At 44.8% G+C, this 23,201-nt stretch carries 14 protein-coding genes and 1 pseudogene; 7 read left to right on the top strand and 8 right to left on the bottom strand.

Annotated features, from left to right (window positions below; genetic code table 11):
* Positions 1-85: 85 nt before the first annotated feature.
* The 6 genes from nadK (at position 86) to BW947_RS03155 (ending at position 9,335) form a co-directional block, all read left to right on the top strand.
* Positions 86-964, top strand: coding sequence for an NAD(+) kinase (nadK, locus tag BW947_RS03130; protein ID WP_115405317.1), 879 nt, complete (start codon positions 86-88; stop codon positions 962-964).
* An 831-nt stretch (positions 965-1,795) separates the two neighbouring features.
* Entirely contained in the window at positions 1,796-3,439 is a 1,644-nt protein-coding gene (locus tag BW947_RS03135) for an L-lactate permease (protein ID WP_076496868.1), read from the top strand.
* A gap of 64 nt (positions 3,440-3,503) precedes the next feature.
* Complete coding sequence (locus tag BW947_RS03140) at positions 3,504-6,308, top strand: FAD-binding and (Fe-S)-binding domain-containing protein (protein WP_076496869.1); 2,805 nt, start codon at positions 3,504-3,506, stop codon at positions 6,306-6,308.
* A gap of 304 nt (positions 6,309-6,612) precedes the next feature.
* Positions 6,613-7,356: a (Fe-S)-binding protein gene (locus tag BW947_RS03145; protein ID WP_076496870.1), complete on the top strand. Its 744-nt coding sequence runs from the start codon at positions 6,613-6,615 to the stop codon at positions 7,354-7,356.
* 10 nt (positions 7,357-7,366) lie between these two features.
* Positions 7,367-8,764 (top strand): lactate utilization protein B, encoded by a 1,398-nt coding sequence (locus tag BW947_RS03150; RefSeq protein ID WP_076496871.1) that lies wholly within the window; start codon positions 7,367-7,369, stop codon positions 8,762-8,764.
* A gap of 1 nt (position 8,765) precedes the next feature.
* Entirely contained in the window at positions 8,766-9,335 is a 570-nt protein-coding gene (locus tag BW947_RS03155) for a LutC/YkgG family protein (RefSeq protein WP_076496872.1), read from the top strand.
* A 491-nt stretch (positions 9,336-9,826) separates the two neighbouring features.
* On the opposite strand, the gene BW947_RS03160 is transcribed toward BW947_RS03155, so the two are convergent.
* The 4 genes and pseudogenes from BW947_RS03160 to BW947_RS03175 all read right to left on the bottom strand — a co-directional run bounded on the left by BW947_RS03160 (position 9,827) and on the right by BW947_RS03175 (position 14,506).
* Positions 9,827-10,756 (bottom strand): hypothetical protein, encoded by a 930-nt coding sequence (locus BW947_RS03160; RefSeq protein ID WP_076496873.1) that lies wholly within the window; start codon positions 10,754-10,756, stop codon positions 9,827-9,829.
* Positions 10,757-10,960: 204 nt separating this feature from the next.
* Positions 10,961-11,122, bottom strand: a pseudogene (locus tag BW947_RS03165) (transposase); the annotation flags it as partial.
* A gap of 249 nt (positions 11,123-11,371) precedes the next feature.
* Positions 11,372-12,883 (bottom strand): BAR domain-like protein A BdpA, encoded by a 1,512-nt coding sequence (gene bdpA, locus BW947_RS03170; RefSeq protein WP_076497070.1) that lies wholly within the window; start codon positions 12,881-12,883, stop codon positions 11,372-11,374.
* A gap of 267 nt (positions 12,884-13,150) precedes the next feature.
* Complete coding sequence (locus tag BW947_RS03175; RefSeq protein WP_076496875.1) at positions 13,151-14,506, bottom strand: MATE family efflux transporter; 1,356 nt, start codon at positions 14,504-14,506, stop codon at positions 13,151-13,153.
* 392 nt (positions 14,507-14,898) lie between these two features.
* Here BW947_RS03175 and BW947_RS03180 point away from each other — a divergent pair, with 392 nt between their 5' ends.
* On the top strand, positions 14,899-16,440 hold the full coding sequence (locus tag BW947_RS03180) for an MFS transporter (protein ID WP_076496876.1): 1,542 nt from the start codon (positions 14,899-14,901) through the stop codon (positions 16,438-16,440).
* A gap of 106 nt (positions 16,441-16,546) precedes the next feature.
* Here BW947_RS03180 and BW947_RS03185 read toward each other — a convergent pair whose 3' ends face one another.
* From BW947_RS03185 to BW947_RS03200, 4 genes are all read right to left on the bottom strand, one after another.
* Positions 16,547-17,062 carry a DUF3087 domain-containing protein gene (locus BW947_RS03185; protein WP_076496877.1) on the bottom strand — a complete coding sequence of 172 codons (516 nt, stop codon included), beginning with the start codon at positions 17,060-17,062 and terminating at the stop codon, positions 16,547-16,549.
* 153 nt (positions 17,063-17,215) lie between these two features.
* Positions 17,216-18,334, bottom strand: a complete 1,119-nt coding sequence (locus tag BW947_RS03190) for a CobW family GTP-binding protein (RefSeq protein WP_076496878.1) — start codon at positions 18,332-18,334, stop codon at positions 17,216-17,218.
* A 203-nt stretch (positions 18,335-18,537) separates the two neighbouring features.
* Positions 18,538-19,956: a DEAD/DEAH box helicase gene (locus BW947_RS03195; RefSeq protein WP_076496879.1), complete on the bottom strand. Its 1,419-nt coding sequence runs from the start codon at positions 19,954-19,956 to the stop codon at positions 18,538-18,540.
* Between the two features lie 139 nt (positions 19,957-20,095).
* Positions 20,096-23,143: an EAL domain-containing protein gene (locus BW947_RS03200; RefSeq protein ID WP_076496880.1), complete on the bottom strand. Its 3,048-nt coding sequence runs from the start codon at positions 23,141-23,143 to the stop codon at positions 20,096-20,098.
* Between the last annotated feature and the right edge of the window lie 58 nt (positions 23,144-23,201).

Genomic DNA, 23,201 nt, shown 5'->3' on the forward strand with positions numbered 1-23,201 from the left:
AAATGCTTTGTTTCTGAAATACTCTGGGCATATTATGGGGATCAATTTTGACGTTTCAAGGCCTAAGGGCAGATCTAGCATAAATATGACCACAAAGTTTCACACTATTGGCCTAATCGGCAAGCCCCATCATCAAGGGACTAACCAAACCTTAAAGCGTCTACATCATTGGCTGACAATGCAAGGCTTTGAAGTATTAGTAGAAGAGCGTGTTGCTGCCGAATTAGGGCCTTGTATCGAGGCTGTTGATTTGCTCGAAATTGGCACGCGCTGCGACTTAGCTATCGTCGTGGGTGGTGACGGCAATATGCTCGGTGCAGCAAGGGTATTAGCCCGCTTTGATTTAGGTGTTATTGGCGTCAACCGCGGTAATTTAGGCTTCTTAACCGACTTACCACCCGATACCTTCGAGGAAGCTCTCGCCAAAGTGCTCGACGGTGAGTTCGATACCGAGCACAGGTTCTTACTCGAAGCGAAGGTGTATCGCCACGGGGAGCTTAAAGCAAGTAATACCGCTGTGAATGAGGCGGTACTGCATCCGGGTAAAATAGCCCACATGATTGAATTTGAAGTCTATATTGACGACCAATTCATGTACAGCCAACGTGCTGATGGCATGATAGTGTCTACGCCAACAGGCTCAACAGCCTATGCACTTTCTGCAGGTGGCGCGATTCTTACACCTAATCTGCAGGCAATGATCTTAGTTCCTATGTTTCCACACACCTTATCTTGTCGTCCGATTGTGGTTGATGCTTGTAGCACCATTAAAATGGTGGTTTCCCCTGAGAATGGTGAAAACCTAGAGGTCAGCTGTGATGGTCACGTCCATTTAGCCGTATTACCCGGCGATGAAATCATAGTGCGCCGTAGCTCCGAGCGTTTACGACTTATTCATCCTAAAGGGCATAATTATTTTCATGTGTTGCGCACTAAATTAGGTTGGGGCAGCAAGTTATTTTAAATCAGTACTATTTTTATCAATACCCTGGCTAAAAGAGACTATTAAGTCTCTTTTTTATTAACATAAATATTAATTTATCTGCGCATTAAATCATTATTTTTATATTGTTCGCTGCTTAATGTTCTAACGCTATATTTCAGTTGGCGCTAGATAACTTATCTATAGAGTTTGACAACTCAGTAAAATATCTAAATACAACGTAATTAACCGTGATTAAATTTCAGTTAATTTAAAATTAATACAAAATAAGTTAAGTGATATTTGTCACAATATAAAATCACGCTTGAAAAAAGCGATATTCGTCACAACGAACAACTACCCAATAAACCAATCAAAAACAAACATGTAATACAAAACCACTAGAGGTTCATCTTTTTAAAGCTCAAAATAATGTGACATAAATCACTTGCCGTATGTGTTTTTTAGATACTGAAAATCACTCATTAATGAAATAAAAAGATCAGTTTATTGCATTATCCACGGCTTAATTGGGTAACAACCCAATTGTAATAACTAAAATCGCAGTTATTTAAATTTTTTATAAAAAATTTAAACACACAGCCATCAACTCAAGTGATCAAGCTCACACATAGAAATATCTTTTAAGTGACACATCCCTCGGCACGGTAGATTGGCATTTCATATAGCAGCGAAAATGATCTAGATCATATTAGTAAAACTCACAATAACGTCTAGTACACAACACAGAATGTCGAGGCCATTAACACTTTTAATATTAATTGCTGTTTTATCGGTCTGAGAAGTCGACATTAAAACTGATGAAAATTCTAATATTAATAATAAGACAGACCACTTGATGAAGAGGCTAGCATGACAATACTTCAACTCCTCGCCAGCTTGACGCCGGTAATCAGCGTAATGCTATTTTTAGTGTTACTCAGAATGCCCGCATCAAAGGCGATGCCCATTTCCATGATAGTCACTGCACTCGCCGCCGTGTTTATCTGGCAAATGGATACCACATTACTGGCGGCATCGGTTCTTGAAGGGCTGCTATCTGCTATTACTCCACTCACCATTATTTTTGGCGCAGTGTTCTTACTTAACACCCTGAAATATTCAGGGGCAATGGATACTATCCGCGCAGGCTTTACTAACATCAGTGCCGATGCTCGCGTGCAAGTCATCATCATTTGTTGGTTATTTGGTGCCTTTATTGAAGGCAGTGCCGGCTTTGGTACCCCAGCCGCCATTGGTGCGCCGCTGTTAGTATTATTAGGTGTTCCCCCTATTGCCGCAGCTGTGGTCGCGCTAATTGCCGACTCGGCCAGTGTGTCCTTTGGCGCGATTGGTTTACCCGTACTCTTTGGTATGGAGCAAGGTTTAATGCAAGGCGGCGTAAGTATGGCCTCCGCGCAAATTGCTGAGCATGGCGGCACCTATGCTGACTTTGCGCAGTTTATTGCTATGCACATGATCACTATCGACTTAATCACAGGCTCGTTAATCCCATTGGTGATGGTCGCTATGTTAACTGGCTTTTTTGGTCGAAATAAATCCTTTAAAGAAGGCTTAGCAATTTGGAAGTTTGCGATTTTTGCAGGCCTTGCCTTTACCGTCCCCGCTTGGATTATCAACTATATTGCTGGTCCAGAATTTCCCTCTGTTATCGGTTCTTTAGTCGGTATGGCAATGGTGATCCCTGTAGCGCGTAAAGGTTATTTACTGCCTAAAACCCCTTGGAATGATTTTGCCGAGAATGACAGTCAAGAAAACGGAAAAGTCGCAACAACGGCTAAGTTTTCACAAATAGCCGCTTGGACGCCTTATATCATTATGGCGGCGCTGCTGGTGTTATCACGCACAGTTGCACCGTTAAAAACATGGTTATCGGGCTTTAACATCAGTTGGACAGGTCTAATGGGCACTGAGCTTAAGGCCAGCTTTGCCACTTTATACGCACCCGGTATTTTCTTCATTGTGGTGTGTATCTTAGGTTTCTTCCTGTTCAGAATGAAAAGCCCTGCGATAAAACAAACGATTGGTGTGTCATGTAAATCCATGTTACCCACCATTATTTCACTCGGCGCGTCAGTGCCTATGGTGAAAATCTTCTTAAACTCTGGTGTCAATGGAGCTGGCTTAGCCTCAATGCCAGTTGCATTAGCCGACATGCTGGCGCACTCAATGGGTTCTGTGTGGGCTTGGATGTCGCCTATTGTTGGTATTTTCGGCGCCTTTCTATCGGGCTCTGCGACCTTCTCAAATATGATGTTCTCAGGCCTACAGTACAGTGTGGCCGACAATATCGGTATGAATCACGCGTTAGTGTTAGCCCTACAGGGCATAGGTGCCAACGCAGGTAACATGATGTGTGTGATGAACGTAGTTGCGGCCGCAACGGTCGTAGGTATGGCAGGACGAGAGTCTGAAATTATTCGTAAGACAATGCCCGTTGCTATTGGTTATGCATTATTGGCAGGTACGATAGCCACACTCTGGGGTGGCTTCTAAGCCCACTGAAATCCAAGGCCGCTGTAGCGGCTTTGGTCATTTATTGCGTTAAGAGAGTAGCCTTATGTCCATTAATTATAATGCTGTATATCAAGACCTGATTAAACAGCTCGGTGAGCCTGCCGTATCCAATGATCCTGTGCGCCGTTTTGCTTGGTCTACCGACGCGAGTTATTTTCGCATTGTGCCTGAAATCGTGGTGCATGCAGATAACCTTACACAGGTAAAACACACTCTTGCCGTTGCCCGCGCCTATAAAGTCCCCGTTACCTTTCGCGCAGCGGGCACCAGTTTATCGGGCCAAGCCATTGGTGAAGGCATTTTGCTGATGTTAGGCCACGACGGCTTCAGAACCATTGAAGTAAGTCCCGACAGTCAAAAAATTACCCTCGGCGCGGCGGTGATTGGCGCAGATGCCAACACGGTATTGCGGCCACTGGACAAAAAAATTGGCCCTGACCTTGCCACATTAGCCTTGGCAATGGTGGGCGGTATCGTGTCAAACAATGCCTCAGGTATGTGCTGCGGCACGGCGCAAAACAGCTATCAAACTATCGCCTCGGCTAAATTACTGTTTGCCGATGGTACTGAATTAAATACTGGTTGCGACAAATCCAAAGCGGCATTTGCTAAATCCCACGGCGAATTATTAGATTCATTGACTGCATTAGCCAAACTCACTCGCAGCAATGACGTCCTTACGCAGCGTATCCGTAAAAAATACTCCATCAAAAACACCACAGGTTATAGCATCAACTCTTTGGTTGATTTCGAAGAACCATTTGAGCTCATCAACCACTTGATTGTGGGCGCCGAAGGCACCTTAGCCTTTGTTGAAGAAGTCACTTACCACACAGTCGATGAAGCCAAGTTTAAAGCCTCTGCCATGGCAGTATTCTTTAATATGGTCGATGCCGCCAGCGCAATTCCACCAATTATTGGTCACAGTGTTGCCGCCGCCGAATTACTTGACTGGGCATCGATTCAAGCCGTTACCGGTAAAAAAGGCATGCCAGATTGGCTCAGCACATTGCCAGAAGGCGCAGCCATTTTGCTGATTGAATCCCGCGCCAATGATGCACAAACATTAGAAAGTTATACCCAAGATGTGATTGCTAAACTCGCACATCTTAAAACTGAACGCCCCATTACCTTCAGTAGCGATGCCAGTGTTTACAGCAAATACTGGGCAATGCGCTCAGGTTTGTTCCCTATTATTGGCGGCGAGCGCCCTAAGGGCAGCTCAGTTATTATTGAAGACGTCGCCTTTAATGTTGAGCATTTAGCCGAAGCAGCGGCAGATTTAACCCAACTGTTCTACAAACACGGCTATCCTGAAGGCGTCATTTACGGCCATGCCTTAGCGGGTAACTTCCACTTTATTATTACCCCAACTTTTGCCTCACAAACCGATATCGACCGTTTCCAAAGATTTATGCAAGATGTGGCTGAAATGGTGATCCATAAATACGACGGTTCGATGAAAGCCGAGCACGGTACCGGCCGCGCGGTAGCGCCTTTTGTTGAAATGGAATGGGGCGCCGATGCCTACACTTTGATGAAACGCATCAAGCATATTTTTGACCCACAAGGCCTGCTCAACCCCGGCGTTATCTTGAACGATGACAGCACAGTGCATGTAAAAAACATTAAGCCCTGCCCTGTGGTCGATGATTTTATCGATAAGTGTATTGAATGTGGATTTTGTGAAAAAACCTGTCCGACATCGGCACTTAACTTCTCACCGCGCCAACGTATTGCCACTTTACGTGAAATCGAGCGCTTAGAGCTGTCAGGCGATAAAACCGCAGCAGCCGAAATGCGCGCCGCCGCTAAATACGATGTGGTCGATACCTGCGCTGCCTGTCAGCTATGTACTATTGCCTGTCCCGTTGATAACAGCATGGGGCAACTGGTACGTAAGCTGCGCACGCCGTACATCAGTACTACTGAACAAAAAGTATTAGATTTCCAAGCCAAACACTTTGGCGCGGTGAACCAAGTTATCAGTTCAGGTTTTGACATGCTCGGCGTGATCCACAAAATCACTGGCGATGGCATCACCCAGGCCTTAATGAAAACCGGCCGCCTGATTTCAAAAGAAGTGCCGTATTGGAACCCCGATTTCCCGAAAGGCGGCAAACTGCCAACACCATCACCGGCAAAAGTGGGCCAAGAAACGGTAGTCTACTTCCCTGCCTGTGGCGGACGAACCTTTGGCCCAACGCCAAAAGACCCTGATAACCGCACTTTGCCAGAAGTGGTCGTCACGCTACTGGAACGCGCAGGCTATAACGTGATTACGCCAGAGAAAACCCGCGATTTATGCTGCGGCCAGATGTGGGAATCTAAGGGCGACTTTAAAAACGCCGATGCCAAACGCCAAGAGCTTATCGATGCAGTAAGCAAAATGACCCATGGCGGCAAGCTGCCCGTAGTAGTCGATGCGCTGTCTTGTACCTACCGGACCTTGTCAGGTGATCCCAAAGTGCAAATTATCGACTTAGTTGAATTTATGCACGACAACTTACTGACTAAGCTCAACATTAGCAAAAAAGTTAATGTGGCTCTGCACTTAGGTTGTAGCGCACGCAAGATGAAACTTGAGCCTAAGATGCAAGCAATCGCCGATGCTTGCTCAGCGCAAGTGCTAAAACCTGCGGGAATTGATTGCTGTGGTTACGCGGGTGAAAAAGGTTTGTATAAGCCTGAAATTAACGCCAGCGCACTGCGTAATATCAAAAAACTGATCCCAGTGGAGATTAAAGAAGGCTATTACGCTAACCGTATGTGTGAGGTTGGCCTCACTCAGCACAGCGGCATTTCCTATCGTCACTTGGCTTATCTACTCGAAGAGTGCAGCCGCTAATGTAGGATAACAACTGCCGAAAACGGGGCGATATTTTGCCTCGTTTAGGCATGTCAGCACATTGCTCTCATTCATTGACAACGCAACTATTAGCATAAAATTTAAACCGAAAAATATTTTTAAACAATGTAATCAATACATTAAACATTAACATTCATGAGGACATCAACAAGAGTATTTACTAAATTAACGCTACTTATTCTGTAAAGAACCGCCTATATTGGATTAACTACCTTAGCATTTGTGTGGTCTTTAGCTCACGCAACAAGGCAATGTCGTTCACTAATAAGAAAGAGAAAACACCATGAAAATAGCTCTTTTCATCCCGTGTCTAGTCAATCAAATGATGCCTGAGGTTGCCATTGCCACCTTAGAACTGTTAGAAAAACTCGGACACCAAGTGATTCTACCTGCGGGTCAAACCTGTTGTGGTCAGCCAATGACTAACTCAGGTTGCTTTGATGCCGCGCGCAGTACCACCCTTAAATTACTTAACGCTTTTAAGGGCGTGGAATGCGACGCCATTGTTTGCCCTGCCGCCTCTTGTTTAGTGGCCGCCAAAGAAAACTTCCACGAGTTTGATAGCAGCCTAGAAGCACAAACTGTGATCAACAAACTCTATGAGCTTACCGAATTTTTACACGATATCGCGCCGATCCCCGCCTTTACCAAGCCCTTCGCGCACAAGGTAAGCTTGCAACTGAGTTGCCATGGCATACGCATGTTGAACCTCGCCACCCCGAGTGAGCAAATGGGGCCAAGATTCAACAAAGTTGAAGCCGTATTAGCGAATATTGGCGGCATAGACATAGTCTATCCCGACCGCCGTGATGAATGCTGTGGCTTTGGTGGCACCTTCGCAGTGGATGAAGGTGCAGTGTCAGCCAAAATGGGGAAAGATAAAGCTCAAGCCCACGCCGCAACAGGTGCTGAATATGTGGTGGGTTTTGACCCATCATGTTTATTACACCTCGATGGCATGATCCGCAAACAGCAGTTGCCGATTGAAACTCGCCACATAGCCCAAGTGCTGAACGCTGCGATCTAGGAGACTCACCATGGCTTACAATCATAATCACGAGGCGAGTCAGGGCTCACAAAACCATGCCCATAAAGCCGATATTTTTTGCCGCGACGAAACCCGTGTCGACTGGCATTCAAAAGCCCTGTGGATGCTCAGAGAAAAACGCGACCGCGCCGCAGGTAGCATTCCAGAATGGGAACAACTGCGTCAGCTTGGCTCAGAAATAAAACTGCACACGTTAACCCATCTTGCCCAATATCTTGAAACCTTTGAACAAAACTGTATCGCTAATGGTATACAAGTGCATTGGGCTAAAGATGGCGCCGAGCATAATCGCATTGTTCACGAGATTTTAGCCCGCCATAAAGTGAAAAAGCTGGTGAAGTCCAAGTCTATGTTGACTGAGGAATGCCACCTCAATCCGTACTTAGAGCAACGCGGTATTGAGGTCATTGATACCGACTTAGGTGAGCGAATTATTCAGCTCGCCAAAATGCCGCCATCACACATAGTCGTGCCGGCTATTCACATGAAAAAGGAGGAAGTTGGCGAGCTTTTCCACGAATTATTAGGCACTAAAGCTGGCGAGTCCGACCCCTTATATTTAACCCGCGCCGCCCGCGCGCATTTGCGTGAAAAATTTCTCACCGCCGATGCAGCAATGACCGGCGTCAACATGGCGATTGCCGATAAAGGCGCCGTTGTGGTCTGCACCAACGAGGGCAACGCCGACATGGGCGCTAATCTACCTAAGTTGCAGCTGCATTCAATGGGTATCGACAAAGTGGTGCCCAATGTAGACAGCGCAGCTGTTTTGCTACGCACACTGGCGCGCAACGCCACAGGCCAACCCGTCACCACTTATAGCGCCTTTTACCGTGGCCCACAGCCTGAAGGCGAGATGCACATTATTATCGTCGACAATGGCCGCACTGAGATGCTCAAGGATAAAATCCTTGCAGAATCATTGAAGTGTATCCGTTGTGGTGGTTGCCTCAATACTTGCCCTGTGTATCGTCGCTCTGGCGGTTACAGCTACAACTACACCATTCCGGGCCCAATTGGCATCGCCGTAGGCGCTAAGATTGATGACACTAACTCGATTGCTTGGGCCTGTACCTTATGCGGTAGCTGTACCTATATCTGCCCGACTAAAGTGCCGCTCGATAAAATTATTTTCCACCACAGACGCCTTAAGGCTGAAGCCGGAAAACTCCCCTATGGCAAAAACAGTTACATGCCATTAGTGGGTAAATTTATGGCAAGCGAAACTCTGCTGAACTGTTCTATGAGTGTGGCAAGAACCGCGCTGCGCATTCTGCCGGGTAGCCTACTAAAACCCTTTAGTGGTGCATGGGGAAAATACCGTGAACTGCCCGTTGCGCCGAACTCCAGCTTCGAAGCTTGGTTTAAGAAACACAGGAGCCTATAAGATGTCTAGTAAACTTGAAATTCTCAATGCGCTCAAACTGTCGGCCTTAACAAATCATCCAATGCCGAGCATAGATGTGGCGCCAAGGGGTGACAATCTCATCGGCCAGTTCGAGACCAACCTCAACACTGTCGCGGGTACGCTACATAAAGATGGTGGCATCAAAGCCCTGCAAGCCAAAGTCGATGAACTTATTGCTCAGGGGTTACAGGTGATCTCTTTAGTTGATGGCGTAACAGCAAACCGCGAAGTGCCACCCACAGCCCATGAGCTAAAAGATATAGATTATGCGGTGATCCCAGGTGACATTGGCGTTGCCGAAAACGGCGCCATTTGGGTGAACAATAAAAATTTAGGCCACAGAGTTACGCCGTTTATCTGTGAAAACCTGATGTTAGCTTTGCCAGCCAATAAAATTGTGCCGAACATGCATCAAGCAGCAAAAGAAATTACCTTAGAGGTCGGTGAGTTCGGGGTGTTTATCGCGGGTCCATCAAAAACCGCCGATATCGAACAAGCCCTCGTCGTTGGTGCCCACGGCGCCTGTAGCTTGAACGTGTATTTGCTCTAATGCCTCGCCTGAAAGTCATGATGTAAAGTAACCAAGAAAACACAAAGGTTACGAGATAATCGAAACACAAAAGCCGCCTTCATTGGCGGCTTTCTTGTTTAGAATTTGGCATAACGTTATTTGAGAGATTTGATTTGTACGAGTTACATTACCTAAAGGTACAGGCTTGCCATGGCATTCACTCGACGACTCGCAGCCAGTCCATCCGTGGATGCTCGACCGCCCCGTCCATGGGGCGGACGGTCGTCTCGCAAATTACCTTGACTCGCCTTGCGAACATCAGCGTGACCTTTAGGTTTAAAGACTCGCGCTAATATTTAGCGATGACGGGCTCTGTTTATCTACCTTTTCTAAGAATTGACCCAAGCGCGGCTACAGCAATAGTAATAGGGAGTGTCTTCAACACTTCTCTGAATTCTGCTAGGGCGCGGTATACAAACCTCCTTGTTCATACTTACCCAAGCATAATCTGTAGGTTAACAGCTGCGCTATTAAGGCTGGGTGTCTCTGTATTCCGCAGTATTCCTGAATTCAGCACCGAACCTTGATGCGTGTTCAGTAAAGATTTCTGTTGCCCTAGAATTTACAGCCTTTCCATTAATATCAGGTCTATTGCGGTGTTTAACACGAGATTCATTTGATATATAACCATTAAAGAACTTTAACTTTGGTTGAACTGGGAGCAATTCCCGAACTGCCCAAATGTGAGAAACCGGATGAAGGTATGCCAAGGGATCATTATCTTTGTGCTCATCTATAATATATTGCGAATACAAATATTGCTCATTAGTGAAATATTCAGAGACTAAGTTTCCATCTCCTAAAGCGACTACCAATAAGTGTCCTTGAAACTTTATAAAAAACAAGCCTAAAGGTAATCCAGTCGCAAAGTCGAACCTTAATTCAACGTCATCGTATTCTGGAATTTTAAAGTAGAATAATGAGCTTGGTACAAATAACGGTGTCTCTTTATTTAAAACGCGTTGTAACAAATCTAAAATAGGGTCTGTGAGTAACTCACTTAATTGTGTTTGAAACTCTACATTTGGATGTCGAGGCAAACCAACTTCCCAATAAACAAAGCCTAGATAAAGTTTGGCAAGCCACTTCGTTAAGGCTCCTCTAAGCCTGTCAACTTCCCCTCGTACATCATTTAAATGTAAAGAATTCAGAAATTCTCTTTTTTCATCGAATGAAGATATTAAATTAATAATATCAGACTCAAATCTTGAGCCAAATCCATTATTACATTTGGGATGAGACGGTACCTTTAAGCGAGAGTATTCTTTATCTTCAGATGAGGAGTTGAACTTAAACCGCTCTATTTTTATATCGAGAAGTTGAAGAAATGAGTCTCCGAGAATATGCTCTCTAGATTTTTTACCCTCAATTTCTTTTCCACACAGAAAACAAGTCGTCATTACTTCTCCAAGATACCTAAAGACAAAAATCTGGCCATCCATTTTAGATCAACATAATGCACTTTTGGTTTGTCTACAACTTGTACGAGCTAAAGCTGAAGCATAAAAATGAGTTAACTCATTAAAAAATGGTGCATTTAAGACATGCTAACCCACCCAATATAACAAATGGGCAGTGATTAGTTTGGTTAAGCAGGACTACAGTTAGTTGCTGTGAAAGTGCTGACAACTTGCCGCAAAGTGCAGTCGTCGCTTTTCTAAATGTTCGCAGTAATCAGTAAGTTCTTGCAGCGTACCCACAGGGCCATGAAATAGCTTACCAAACTCAGTAGTGAGCTTGAGCCAATTGTCATAGGGGATATTTATTATTAAATCAAAAGACGGCGAGTCACTGGGCAATAATGATAATGAATGCTGCGGAGTTCAGTTAACTGAATTTAGGCAATTTCAATTTAAAGTGGCAGCGTAAAGAAGCTTACGCTGCCACTCAAGTTTGATGTTTTAACGCGTTATTCGAGCAGTATTGCTTGATTCAAGCTTTATCTATTTGCGCGCCAGACTAAGTATGCAGTAATAGATCGACTCACAAACACCACCAAGTTCTAGCTCGATAAACTACATAAAGGCTTTGGTGAACGCTTCCTTCGACTGGCGAATGTAGTTACGGGCGCTTTGGGCGTGTTGTTCCCATACGGCGCGATCGCTTGGGTCGGTGAACGGGTTTTGCTCAGTGGCAATCGAGCGTTCAAATTTGTCGTAGAAAGTTAGCATGGCAGAGGTGATCTGGTTAAAACGCTCCTTGTATTCTTGAAATTCATCAATCTTCTCAGTGGTTTTAATCATGTACTGCACCAGCTCAGCATTGCTATTTGACGCCAATAACGCTTCGGCTTTAGCGCTGATATTAGCACTCGCCTCGGCAATCACCAGCGCGCGAGTTTGCTCGTCTTTACTCATGACTTTGCTGTAGTTTTCAGGCGTGCGAGCAATACTGGCATGTTGTAAATAACTGCGTAGATGTTTATCAAGATCGCGGCGAAACGCATCTAAACTCTTCTGCATGTTAACTAAGTCATTATCTAGCGCGGTGACTAATTGCAGCTCTTTTTCGATTTCAGACATAAAACGTTCGGCTTGCTGATAAATTTTCAGGCCATTTTCTTCAGCAAATTTTCGATCGCTGCGACTCAAATCGCCATTGTCATAGTTAGAACGTTCAAACGTCGCCGCTACAAATGACTTAAAAGGTTCAGCAAAGGCGGAATAAGCACCGGCACTGACCACGTTTAAGGTAGCTGTGGCTAAGTCACCAAAGGGTTTAACCATAGAGCCTAAACGCGCCTGCTGGATAGGTGATGCCACCCGTTTAGTGTCGGTCAATACCGACCTAAAAGTGCTATATCCCATAGGGTTAGACATCTTATTGCGCTCTGATGTCGCGAGCACAAAGGTGATACTGGAATAAATCGCATTCGAGTATTCAAGGTATTGTCTTTGGCTTTCAAGCTGGGCGGCGTAGTTTTTACCTAAGGTGCGAAACGACTCCGACTGCACGTCGTAGTTTTTGTCTTGTTTGAGTTTATCTAAAATCCCGCCGATAATTTTCTGCTCATTTTTTTGCAGTGCCATATCGAGGCGAATTTTGTCTAAGCTCAAATCGTCCAGACTGATGGGACCATTAATGGCCTCAATGTCGAGGCGAATATACTGGCGGCTGGGGTCGTCAATCGAGACGCGGTGCGCCAAATACTCATTTGCACCCGGTGTGATATCAATTAAGGCAACATGCTGCCACTGGGCATCAAGTTTTAATACGGGTGAAGTTAATACATTGATTCGATACTGGGTTTGAGTATTTTGGGTTTTTACCCAAAACTCTAATAGCCCCGCTTCGGAAATAGGATACTTACTAACGATACTGCTATTGCCTTCGGCGCACAGCAGCGCACTTTCACCACTGTGTGGTTCAGCGCCTTCAAATTGACAACCCATGATCCACGACCAAGGTTGAGATAAACGATTGCCTTCAAAGTCGCTGGCAAACACTAACTCATTCTCTTTGGCGCTGGCATTCACAGTGGTTAACACGCCAAGCAACAGCATTGAAATGACTGCAGTGGTGCGCATAATAGCCTCATAAAACATAAATTACTAAAATTAACGAGCGAGTCATTCGGCTCAATACCCAGTTATATCAACAGTCAAGCTAACCCAAGGTTATCAGCGAACCCAGCGCCTTTGTTGAGCGCTATTGCCGCTAAAAGCCAGCACGCTTGAATGAGTTATTTTTGATAGCTGATTAAACCAGCGAAATGTACCAGAGGCCAACATCCCGCGCTAGCGCTAAGTCGTGTTTAGCGTAAAAGATAAATATTAAACCGTTAGCGCCAAGTATTAATGCAGCCGCGCTTCAACTCGTTTCATGGCGTAAAACATCCATATCGTCAAAATAGTGCTACAAGTTGCGAGCGACATCCACACCCCGACCACGCCAAATACCCAAGCAAAACAGTAGATAATAACAGCAATCAAAATAAGCTTAGCGCCCGTGAGCATAGAGGCTTGTGTCGAACAATTAATCGCTTGGAAGAAACTCGCACCGACTAAAATCAAGCCTTCCATTGGTAAGCCCCAGAAATACCAGCGCATGCCTTCAATTGCCACCGGTGTTAGGCTCTGATTATCGCCTGCAAACAAATACACCAACCACTCTGGACGAGAATAAATCAGTACTAAACCTAATGCTGCGGTGAGTAGCGTCATCCCAAAGGCAATATTGCGCGCTTGTTTAACCCGGTCAAATCGCCCTGCTCCAGCGTTAAAGCTATAAATAGGTTGAGTACCAAGGGCTATGCCCTCAAAAATCAAATAGAAAAAAGCCTCTGTGTAACTGACCACGCCATAAGCTGCCACATGTAAGGGGCCGCCAACCCACAAAAAAGCCATATTGTGCAGTGTTAATACAATCGACAAATAAAGGTTCATCAACAAGCTCGGTAAACCCACACGGGCAATGTTGATGCAATTGTCGAGTTTGAGCTTCATCTGCTCAAGGTTGATTTTAAGCTGAGTGCGAGGGCCGAAAAAATGCTGCAAACATAACAGCCCAGTCACTGCCTGCGACAGCATAGTCGCAATCGCGGCGCCTGCTAAACCAAAGGGAAAAACCACAATAAACAGCCAATCTAACAGAGTGTTTAATACCCCGCCTAAAATCAGCACCCAAGTCACCATCGAGGGCCGGCCGTCATTACGCAGTAGTGTGGTAAAGGTCATTGAAATAATCGGGAAATGACATAGGGCGAAATACCAGAATAGGTATTGGTTGGCATTTTCGAGTATTTCACCCTGCGCCCCGAGGGCGATTAAAATATCCCGCGAGAATATTCCACCCACAAGGGCAAAAAAACCTCCCGCCAATAAACATAAACTAAAGGCATTACCAATGAGTTTACGGGCTTTAGCGATATTACCTTGACCAAGATTGATTGATACTAATGCCGCGCTGCCCATGCCTATCATAGCGCCAATCGCATACAAAATAGCGCCGACAGGATAAGCTAACATCATCCCCGCAAGGCCCGTTTCACCTAAATAGTGCCCAACGAAAATACCGTCAATCGTCACATACACGCCCGTCACCAACATAGAGGCAATGGTGGGTATGGTATAGCGCCAAAAAAGCTTAGTAATCGGCTCTTCAAGCAAACTCATATCCGCTGGAACATGATTAGATGTTGTTGCTGTCATTCGTATTTCTCACAAAATAAAAGGCAAGGGCCACAGAAAAATGATCGGGCGAACAAAAATGCGGCAGAGGATTGTACCTAAATTCACTCGGAACACAAAGTCCGTTAAGTAGAAAAATAAACAGTAAAGATTAGTTATCACAATGGGTTAAGTAAAAATAGCGCGGTTACTGCCAAGCTCACAAGCCAAATACAGTTTAATAACAGATACGGGATAACTCATCATTTTTTGCTACTTTTTTGGTGTTTAAGGCTGAATTAGGTAAAGTATCAACCCAAGCATACCCATTCTTGCATTTTAACGAGATAAAACGATTAATACGTTCACTTTAATCAGTTGATTAATAATGGGTTAATATAAAATAACACTTATAAAAACAATAAGGGAAGGACATGAGCCAAAATAGTCCAAATGCAGACAATGATCTGCAGGAAGTTAAACAACTCGGTATGTGGGCCTCGATTACCAGCTTAGGGTATATTTTTTGGCTAGTCGGCGGTATGGAACTTGTTGAACGTATAGCCTACTACGGCGTTAAGGCCAGCGCAGGGCTTTATGCAAAAGCACCCGAATCTGCGGGCGGCTTAGGCATTAGTCTAAGTGACTACGGCATCATTATTTCCCTTTGGGCCATAATGCAAACTTTTATCCCCGTATTTACCGGTGGTATGTCTGATCGTGTCGGCTACAAAGAAACCATTTTTGGCTCCACCATTATTAAAATATTGGGTTATTTGGTGATGGCATTTTTCCCTAGTTTTTGGGGTTTTCTTGTTGGAGCCTTGCTACTTGCCATCGGCACTGGAATATTTAAACCGGGCATTCAAGGTACCTTAGTGCTGTCTACCCAACGCAATAACACTTCAATGGCGTGGGGGATTTTTTACCAAGTCGTTAATATTGGCGGTTTTCTCGGGCCATTAGTCGCCGTGCATATGCGTCAACTGTCTTGGGACAATGTGTTCTTTGCCTGCGCCGCCATTATCTCACTCAACTTCTTATTTTTACTGACCTACACGGAGCCTGGCAAAGCTGAGCGGTTGGCGCGCAATAAACAAATTCAATCGGGTGAAGTCAAGCAAGAAGCCCTATGGCGTGATGCTTGGCATGAGCTTAAAAAGCCTATCGTTATTTACTATATGTTGGTATTTGCAGGCTTTTGGTTTTTATTCAACGCGTTATTTGATGTGCTACCAATTCATATTTCTGAATGGGTTGATACCAGCGTAATCGTCACGACTCTCTTTGGCAGTGAAGGCACCAGTAACGGTATTCTGCAATTTTGGCTTGGCCTTAATAACGATGGTACTAAGGTGATGCCCGAAGGCATGCTTAATCTTAATGCCGGCCTTATCATGACGAGTTGCTTTATTGTTGCGGCGCTCACGGCCAAATATCGTATTACTACTGCCATGCTTATTGGCTGTTTGCTGAGTATTTTGGCGTTTGTGTTTATTGGCGCTTTCCATACTGCTTGGTTTATTGTGCTGGCGATTGCGATGTTCTCTCTTGGCGAGATGATGATCAGCCCAAAGAAAAATGAGTTCATGGGTAATATTGCGCCTAAAGGTAAAAAAGCCATGTATTTGGGATTTGTGATGTTACCCCAAGGCATAGGTTGGGGCTTAGAAGGCTACTTCGGCCCTAAGTTATATGAGATTTATGCATCGAAGGAGCTGTTTTCGCGGGATTTATTATTAGAGCGCGGCATGAATGCCGTTGATGTTAGCGCTATTCCTCAAGGTGAAGCTTTTACTACGCTGGTGAGTTTCACGGGGGAAAGCGCCGAACAACTCACTCAATTTTTGTATCACAGCCATAATATCGGCATGGCGTGGTATATCATTGCCGCCATAGGGACTATCTCAGCAGTCGGCATTTATCTTTATGGTAAGTGGTTACTCACACTGCAAAAAGCCCAGCGAGCAGCCTAATAAATTTACCGTTGAAAGCGTTAATACCAGACTAAAAGTGCGTATTTTTATACGCACTTTTAGTCTTGATTCGCTATAAACTTTAACTTGATAAACCTTAGCGTTATCAGCTCAACATTTCAGGGGTAAATTGTTCAGCTGAGAGCAACAAGCCTAAACTGTCGATTTGCGCGTTTAAACGATTCAAATCTTGGGTCAACGCAGGCAAGGTCAGTGTATTATCATCAAGTAAATATACTTGCCTTAACGTTGTGTAATAAAAAAGCAGTGTGATCAATGCATTGACATCATTTTGCGCCGCAGCAGCTTTAATTTTAACTAATTTACGATAAATACGATTATGTAACTGCTTTAATCGCCAAACGTAATAAATCTCACGAAAAAATGGCCGTTCCTTAAAGTGATGCAACACAGCGCCACATAAGCCCACACTTAAGATCACCCCTAAAAGGTTTAAATGAAAGTTACCCGTCGGCTCGCCCGGTATCGGGGTCGCTCCAAAAATGGCAATCAATACCGATCCGAAAGCCAATGAAAGTCCCACCAAGCTGAGCACTAAAATCACAATCAATAAATTCATGTTCTTACGATATCGGGTTTTATCTATTTCTTGCAGTTTCATCACAGTACGCTCGAATAGCCCGCCCAGTGTAGGCGTATCAATAATTAATGGTAAATCATACCCGAATCGTCTTTATTCGACCTTAATTGATTTAAACGAATCGCATACACATATGTTTAAACCGACCTACTCGACCGTTTATTGAGTAACTACTTAAATTAAGCGGGAGTTAAAACAAGCCATAAGCTGTTGTTCTATCTCATCCCAATCAACGTCATTCACGGTTATGATTTCTAATCTAGAATCTAGCGTATCATCCAGTTCAACCACACTTAGCTCATGGTCAATCCAATTAAACCCTGCAATACCATCTGACGTGATCATCACCGCTTTTAATCTGAGCAGCGCGTGCCCCATATTAGATGACTGGGATTGCCGTTGAATAAAAGCAATCAGCTTTTCAAAATCAAACTCTAATGTCGGCTCAAATACCCAACCACAGCTAAAGCAACCCTCGCCTCGATTCTGCTTGCGCACCATGCCGCGCTTATCAAAAGCTAAACTAGTCTCCATTGCCCCATCAGCAAACAAACCCAATTCACTTAAATGTGAGCCACCAGTTCGCAGCAAGCTAGGCGTGGTTATCGCAAGATTACCCAGCTTAGGGTTCACGCCAGTAGGCCCACTCGTGCTGAGTGAAACACGCCGCGGCTGGTTAAGATAATCGAGCAAAGCGCGGGGTAAAGGCTGCTGGTTTGTATGGCTGACCACGGGAATATCGACTCGTTCGATATGGCTTAAATAAGTCTGTAACTCATAAAGTAGCTTGGTGTTTTCAGCATCATACAAATCGGATTTCGTGGCGATAATCACATCGGCCACTTGCAGTTGTTGAATAAAATTAGCGTGTTCGCGATAACGTGGATCGTGAATTTTGCGTGCATCCACTAAACATAGGGTGCTGCGTAGTGAAATCACATTCTGATAATGAGCAGCACTCAACACTTTAATAATTTCATTGGGATGGCCAAGCCCAGTAGGCTCAATCAGTAAACGGTCTGGTTTCGCTTTGGCAATCAATTGATTGATAGCGACTTGCGTCGGTACGCCTGCAGCACAACACATACAGCCCCCCGAAACCTCACGAATTTGTATGCCGTTTTCAGCGGAGTTGAGTAGACCAGCATCAATCCCCACCTCGCCAAATTCATTGACTAATACCGCCCACGTTTCACCTGCGGGTTTAGTCGCCAGCAATTGCTTAATCAAAGAGGTTTTACCCACACCTAAAAAACCTGTGATGATATTGGTAGGAATCGCTTTGATGATCATAGGGATACTCGCTTGGTAACTCACTCAAATAAGGCTCACTCGAATAGCAAGCTTGGCCCTCGAGTGTAGAAGTATTGGCTTTGAAGCTCAACAAAAAGCGCATCGATTAGGATGCGCTTTGTGGTGATAACATACGATTCAGCATGCTAAAAACTAAGCTGAAAAGCGCTATCGACTTATTGATAGCTAAAAGTTAATTGCACTTATTTAGCTTTATTAGACCGACCGCCAAAACCAGACTTATTGCTCACTAAATTTGACTTAGGTTTAGTGGCATTAAACGGTTTACCTGAGCCAGAAGCAGGCTTAGCGCGGCTAGAGTATTTGTCGTCGCCCGCTTTGCTATCCTGCGCTTTACCTTTAGCGTACTTCCCCTGACGGGACTGACCAATGGTGCGATCCTGCGGCGCTTTATGGCTCCACTTTCCAATTAGTTTAATTGGCGCGGCGGGCACGTCACGATAACGGGCAGGCAAAGGCGTACCTTCTTCATAACCTGGTTGTACCGACACTGGCAGCTTTTGATCTATCAAGGCTTCAATTTCAGCAAGCATTTCATCGTCAGCAGGCGCTACAAATGAAATGGCGCGCCCTGTTAATCCCGCGCGGCCAGTACGGCCAATACGGTGGATATAATCTTCGGCAAGGAACGGCAACTCAAGGTTAATCACCATAGGCAACGCGTGAATATCTAACCCACGGGCGGCGACATCGGTTGCCACCAGCACGCGTAATTTACCGGTTTTAAATTCTTCCAATACCCGATTACGTGAGCCTTGGGTTTTATCACCATGGAATACGCCTGCGGCGATGCCATCAAGCTTCAATTCTTGTAATAAATGCTCGGCGCTTTCTTTAGTGCTGGCAAATACCAACACTTGGCGCCAATTGTTACGACCAACCAGTTCAGACAATAGCTCGGCTTTACGGCGTTTATCAACACGATACACTTCTTGTACTACGGTGGATGCTGTCGTGGTGTCGGCCACATTGACCCATTGGGGTTCATTCAGCATTTTCTCAGCCAGTAATTTGACCGCATCGCTATAGGTGGCTGAAAACAACATGGTTTGATGCTGCACTGCAATTAAACGTTTCACTTTTTCAATATCACGCACAAAACCCATGTCTAACATGCGGTCGGCTTCATCGATCACTAAGGTAGTGACACTCGACAGATCTAATTGAAACTGGCCGATAATGTCAAAGAGTCGACCCGGTGTTGCCACCAGTATATCCACGCCCTGCTCTACCCCTTTACGCTGGGGGTTCATATTGGCGCCGCCATAAACTGCGAGGGTTTTCAGTGGCAGAAACTGGCTGTATTTCTGGATATTTTCACACACTTGAATCGCAAGTTCGCGAGTTGGCGTCATCACCAAAGCACGTAAAATGGGTTTGTTATTGCTGTCATTGGCTAACGACTCAGCCGCCAGCTTTTCAAGTACAGGCAGAGCAAAGGAAGCTGTTTTACCAGTCCCCGTTTGGGCACAGGCCATAATGTCTTTGCCTTCAAAGGCAAGCGGGATCACTTTCTCTTGCACTTGAGTGAGTTGCTGATAGCCACACTCAGTTATCGCATTCAAAATAGGGGAAGATAAACCGAGTGTTTCAAATTTCATAGGGACTCTTTAACTAAGTAGTAAAACTTTGATGCGAGGTAACAATGCCCCAACGCGGGGCCGCGGAGTCTAGCAAAATCCACGGCGCTTTTATAGGCAATAATTATCTCCGGCTTATTATCGCATCAGGCATAGAAAATCAAAGATCCGAAATCAAAGAACGACACTGCAGATATTGTTGCGTAAATTCGCTCGCGGGTATCGGCCTTGAGAACAAATAACCTTGCCCATAGTCGCAACCTGCCGCTAACAGCACTTGGCGCTGCGCCTCGGTTTCAACCCCCTCAGCGATCACTTTCATTCCTAATTTATGGGCCATAACGATGATCGCTTCACACAGTATTTGATCGTTTTTATCAGTATCAACATTACGGGTAAAAGACTGATCAATTTTAAGGTAATCAATATCAAATTTTTTCAAATAAGCTAACGATGAGTAGCCCGTACCGAAATCATCCAGCGACACTTGCACGCCCGCATCACGATAGGCCAGTAGCTTTTCAGTGACCCCCATGCTGGCATCCAATAACAAGCCTTCGGTAATTTCAACGCACACACCTGCCCCAGTAATATTCAGCTCTTGTAATAATTTCAGCCAATCATTGAGAAGTGTGCCTTCATCGCGAAATTGGATCGGTGATTTGTTAACGCTTATTTGAATATCGACCCCTAAACCATGGCGCCAAGCTGCACTTTGGCGCGCCGCTTGTTCAAACACCCAATTGCCAATTTCAACAATTAACCCTGTATCTTCCGCCACTGGAATAAACTCAGACGGTGGCACCGCACCGCGCTCGCAATGGTGCCAGCGGATCAAGGCTTCAGCCTTAGTCACTTCACCGGTTGCGAGTGCAACAATCGGCTGATAATGCAGTTCAAATTCTTTATTAGTAACGGCTTGACGTAAATCTTGAATCAAGCGCATGCGGTATTTGGCATATTCTTGCATTGATGGGGTGAAATAATTGAAACGATTGCGCCCTTGCTCCTTTGCCGCATACATAGCTTGGTCGGCATGTTTGAGTAGTCCTTCAATACTGGTGGAATCATCTGGATATAGGGTGATACCAATGCTGACACTAATAAACGCGGTTTCTTCGCCTAACACATAGGGCTCAGCAATACGGTGCAGAATATTTTCCGCAATGCGCTCAATACTGTAATGATCATTCATTGCACTTAACACGACCGTAAATTCGTCGCCACCAAGACGCGCCACTACATCGGTGTCACGGACACAGGATTTCAACCGGCTGGCGGTTTCTATCAGCAATAAATCCCCCATAGCATGGCCTAACGTGTCATTCACTTCTTTAAAGAAATCTAAGTCTAAAAATAACAGAGCAAAGTGGGTACTATTGCGATCTGAGTTTTTAATTTCGCTACTTAAATATTCCAATAACATGCGCCGATTCGGTAAGCCTGTTAGCGTGTCGTAGTTAGCCTGTTTCCAAATTAAATGTTCATTTTGCTTCTTATCGGTAATATCCGAGAACAGTGCAACGCGTCGGTAAGGCTTGCCTTCCTTATCATTAATCGTATTAATGGTTAGCCAAATAACATATTCCTCACCATTCCTACGTCGCTGCAGCATCTCGCCTTGCCATTGGCCGCTATCACGTATTTCATTATTCATTTGTTTATAAAAATCAAGACCATTAAGGTCACAATACAATAATCGAATATGCTGACCCCATACTTCGGCCTCACCATAACCAGTCATCTCGCTAAAAGCAGCGTTTACGGTAATGATCAGGCCTTTTTCATCCAGTACACTCATGGCTTCAGAGCTATTGTCATATACCAGTGCTGACAGCTTTAAGGATTCTTCAAGCAATTTTGCGTCAGTAATATCGGAATAAGTGCCACACATCCGCAAGGCATGATTATTCGAGTCACGGCTCACCACTTTACCCGTATCTAAAACCCAACGAACATTACGATTAAGGGTATTAAGCCGATATTCCATCCTGTGTTGTGCTGTTTCACCGCGAATATGCGCTTCGATAGAGTGTAAAACCTTAGGCCTATCTTCAGCTACGATCGCATCCATCCATTGGCGGCTATTGGCGTTAAGCATGTCAATGTCGCAGCCCAAAATATCGGCACTGCGGGTATTACGTTCAACGCGATCGTTACGAATATCCCAATCCCATACCCCAAGCTCACTACTGCTTAACACCAACTCAAGTTGCTCGCGGCTCGCCAGTACTTCTTGATCGGCTAGAGTTTGCGCCGTGATATCTAAAAAGCCGGCAATCACTAACAATACTTGATGGTCTGCTCGCTTACAGGAAACGGTCATATGGGTATAAACACATGAACCGTCTTTACTGATAAAACGTTTACCCATCTCGTAGCTGTCAATTTGTCCATTGAGCATCAATTCAAATTTGAGTAAATCAGCTTTTAAATCGTCAGGATGGGTAATAGTTGACCAGGTCATCTGCAGTAATTCATCTTCAGAATATTTGAACATTTGACACAGGCGGGGGTTTACTTTGATCCATTTATGGTCGACACCCGTTATCGCAATACCAATATTGCCAATGTTAAATTGGCTGCGAAACAAAAAGTCATCTTGCAGGCGAATTTGCTCATCGCGCTCAAGCTCATAACGTCTTGATAGTAATCGACTCAACAGCCATGTGGCGATGGGATATATGGTCAATACCGGCAAGGTGATGTTACTGAGTATGGATAAGGCGTCTACGCTAGGTAAAAAGAAGAAGAACCACAGCAACATCACTATATGGACAGTGTAAGCAAAAATAAAGATTTCCAAATCTGAAATGTTGGCTAACTTAGACTTACTGTATTGGCGCCATAGTATTCCAATGACGCCAGATGAAACTATGGTAGCAACACCGAGCCACATTGCAGTGCCACCAATACTGATGCGATACAGCCCTGTCATCACCACGGCAACAAAGGTCGGAACACCGCCAAAAAAAAGGCCTGAAACACATAAAATAACCGAACGAGTATCAAACACAAAACCAGGTTTGTACACCCACGATGTGCTCATAATTGTGATACCAACACCGCCAATCAGCAGCCCAATCACAATGCGCCACAGTAAATAATACTGTCGTTGATGTTTTTTAGGGATCACGTCATACAAAAAGACCAATGCCAGCATTAAAGCCGCATTTTGTACTAACGGAAAGATAATACTTTTATCCATAACCTAGAGAGCGACTCCAAAAATAAGTGGGGCGAATGCTATTTAAATATTTCACTAA

This window comes from Shewanella morhuae (assembly GCF_900156405.1).
GTDB lineage: Bacteria > Pseudomonadota > Gammaproteobacteria > Enterobacterales > Shewanellaceae > Shewanella > Shewanella morhuae.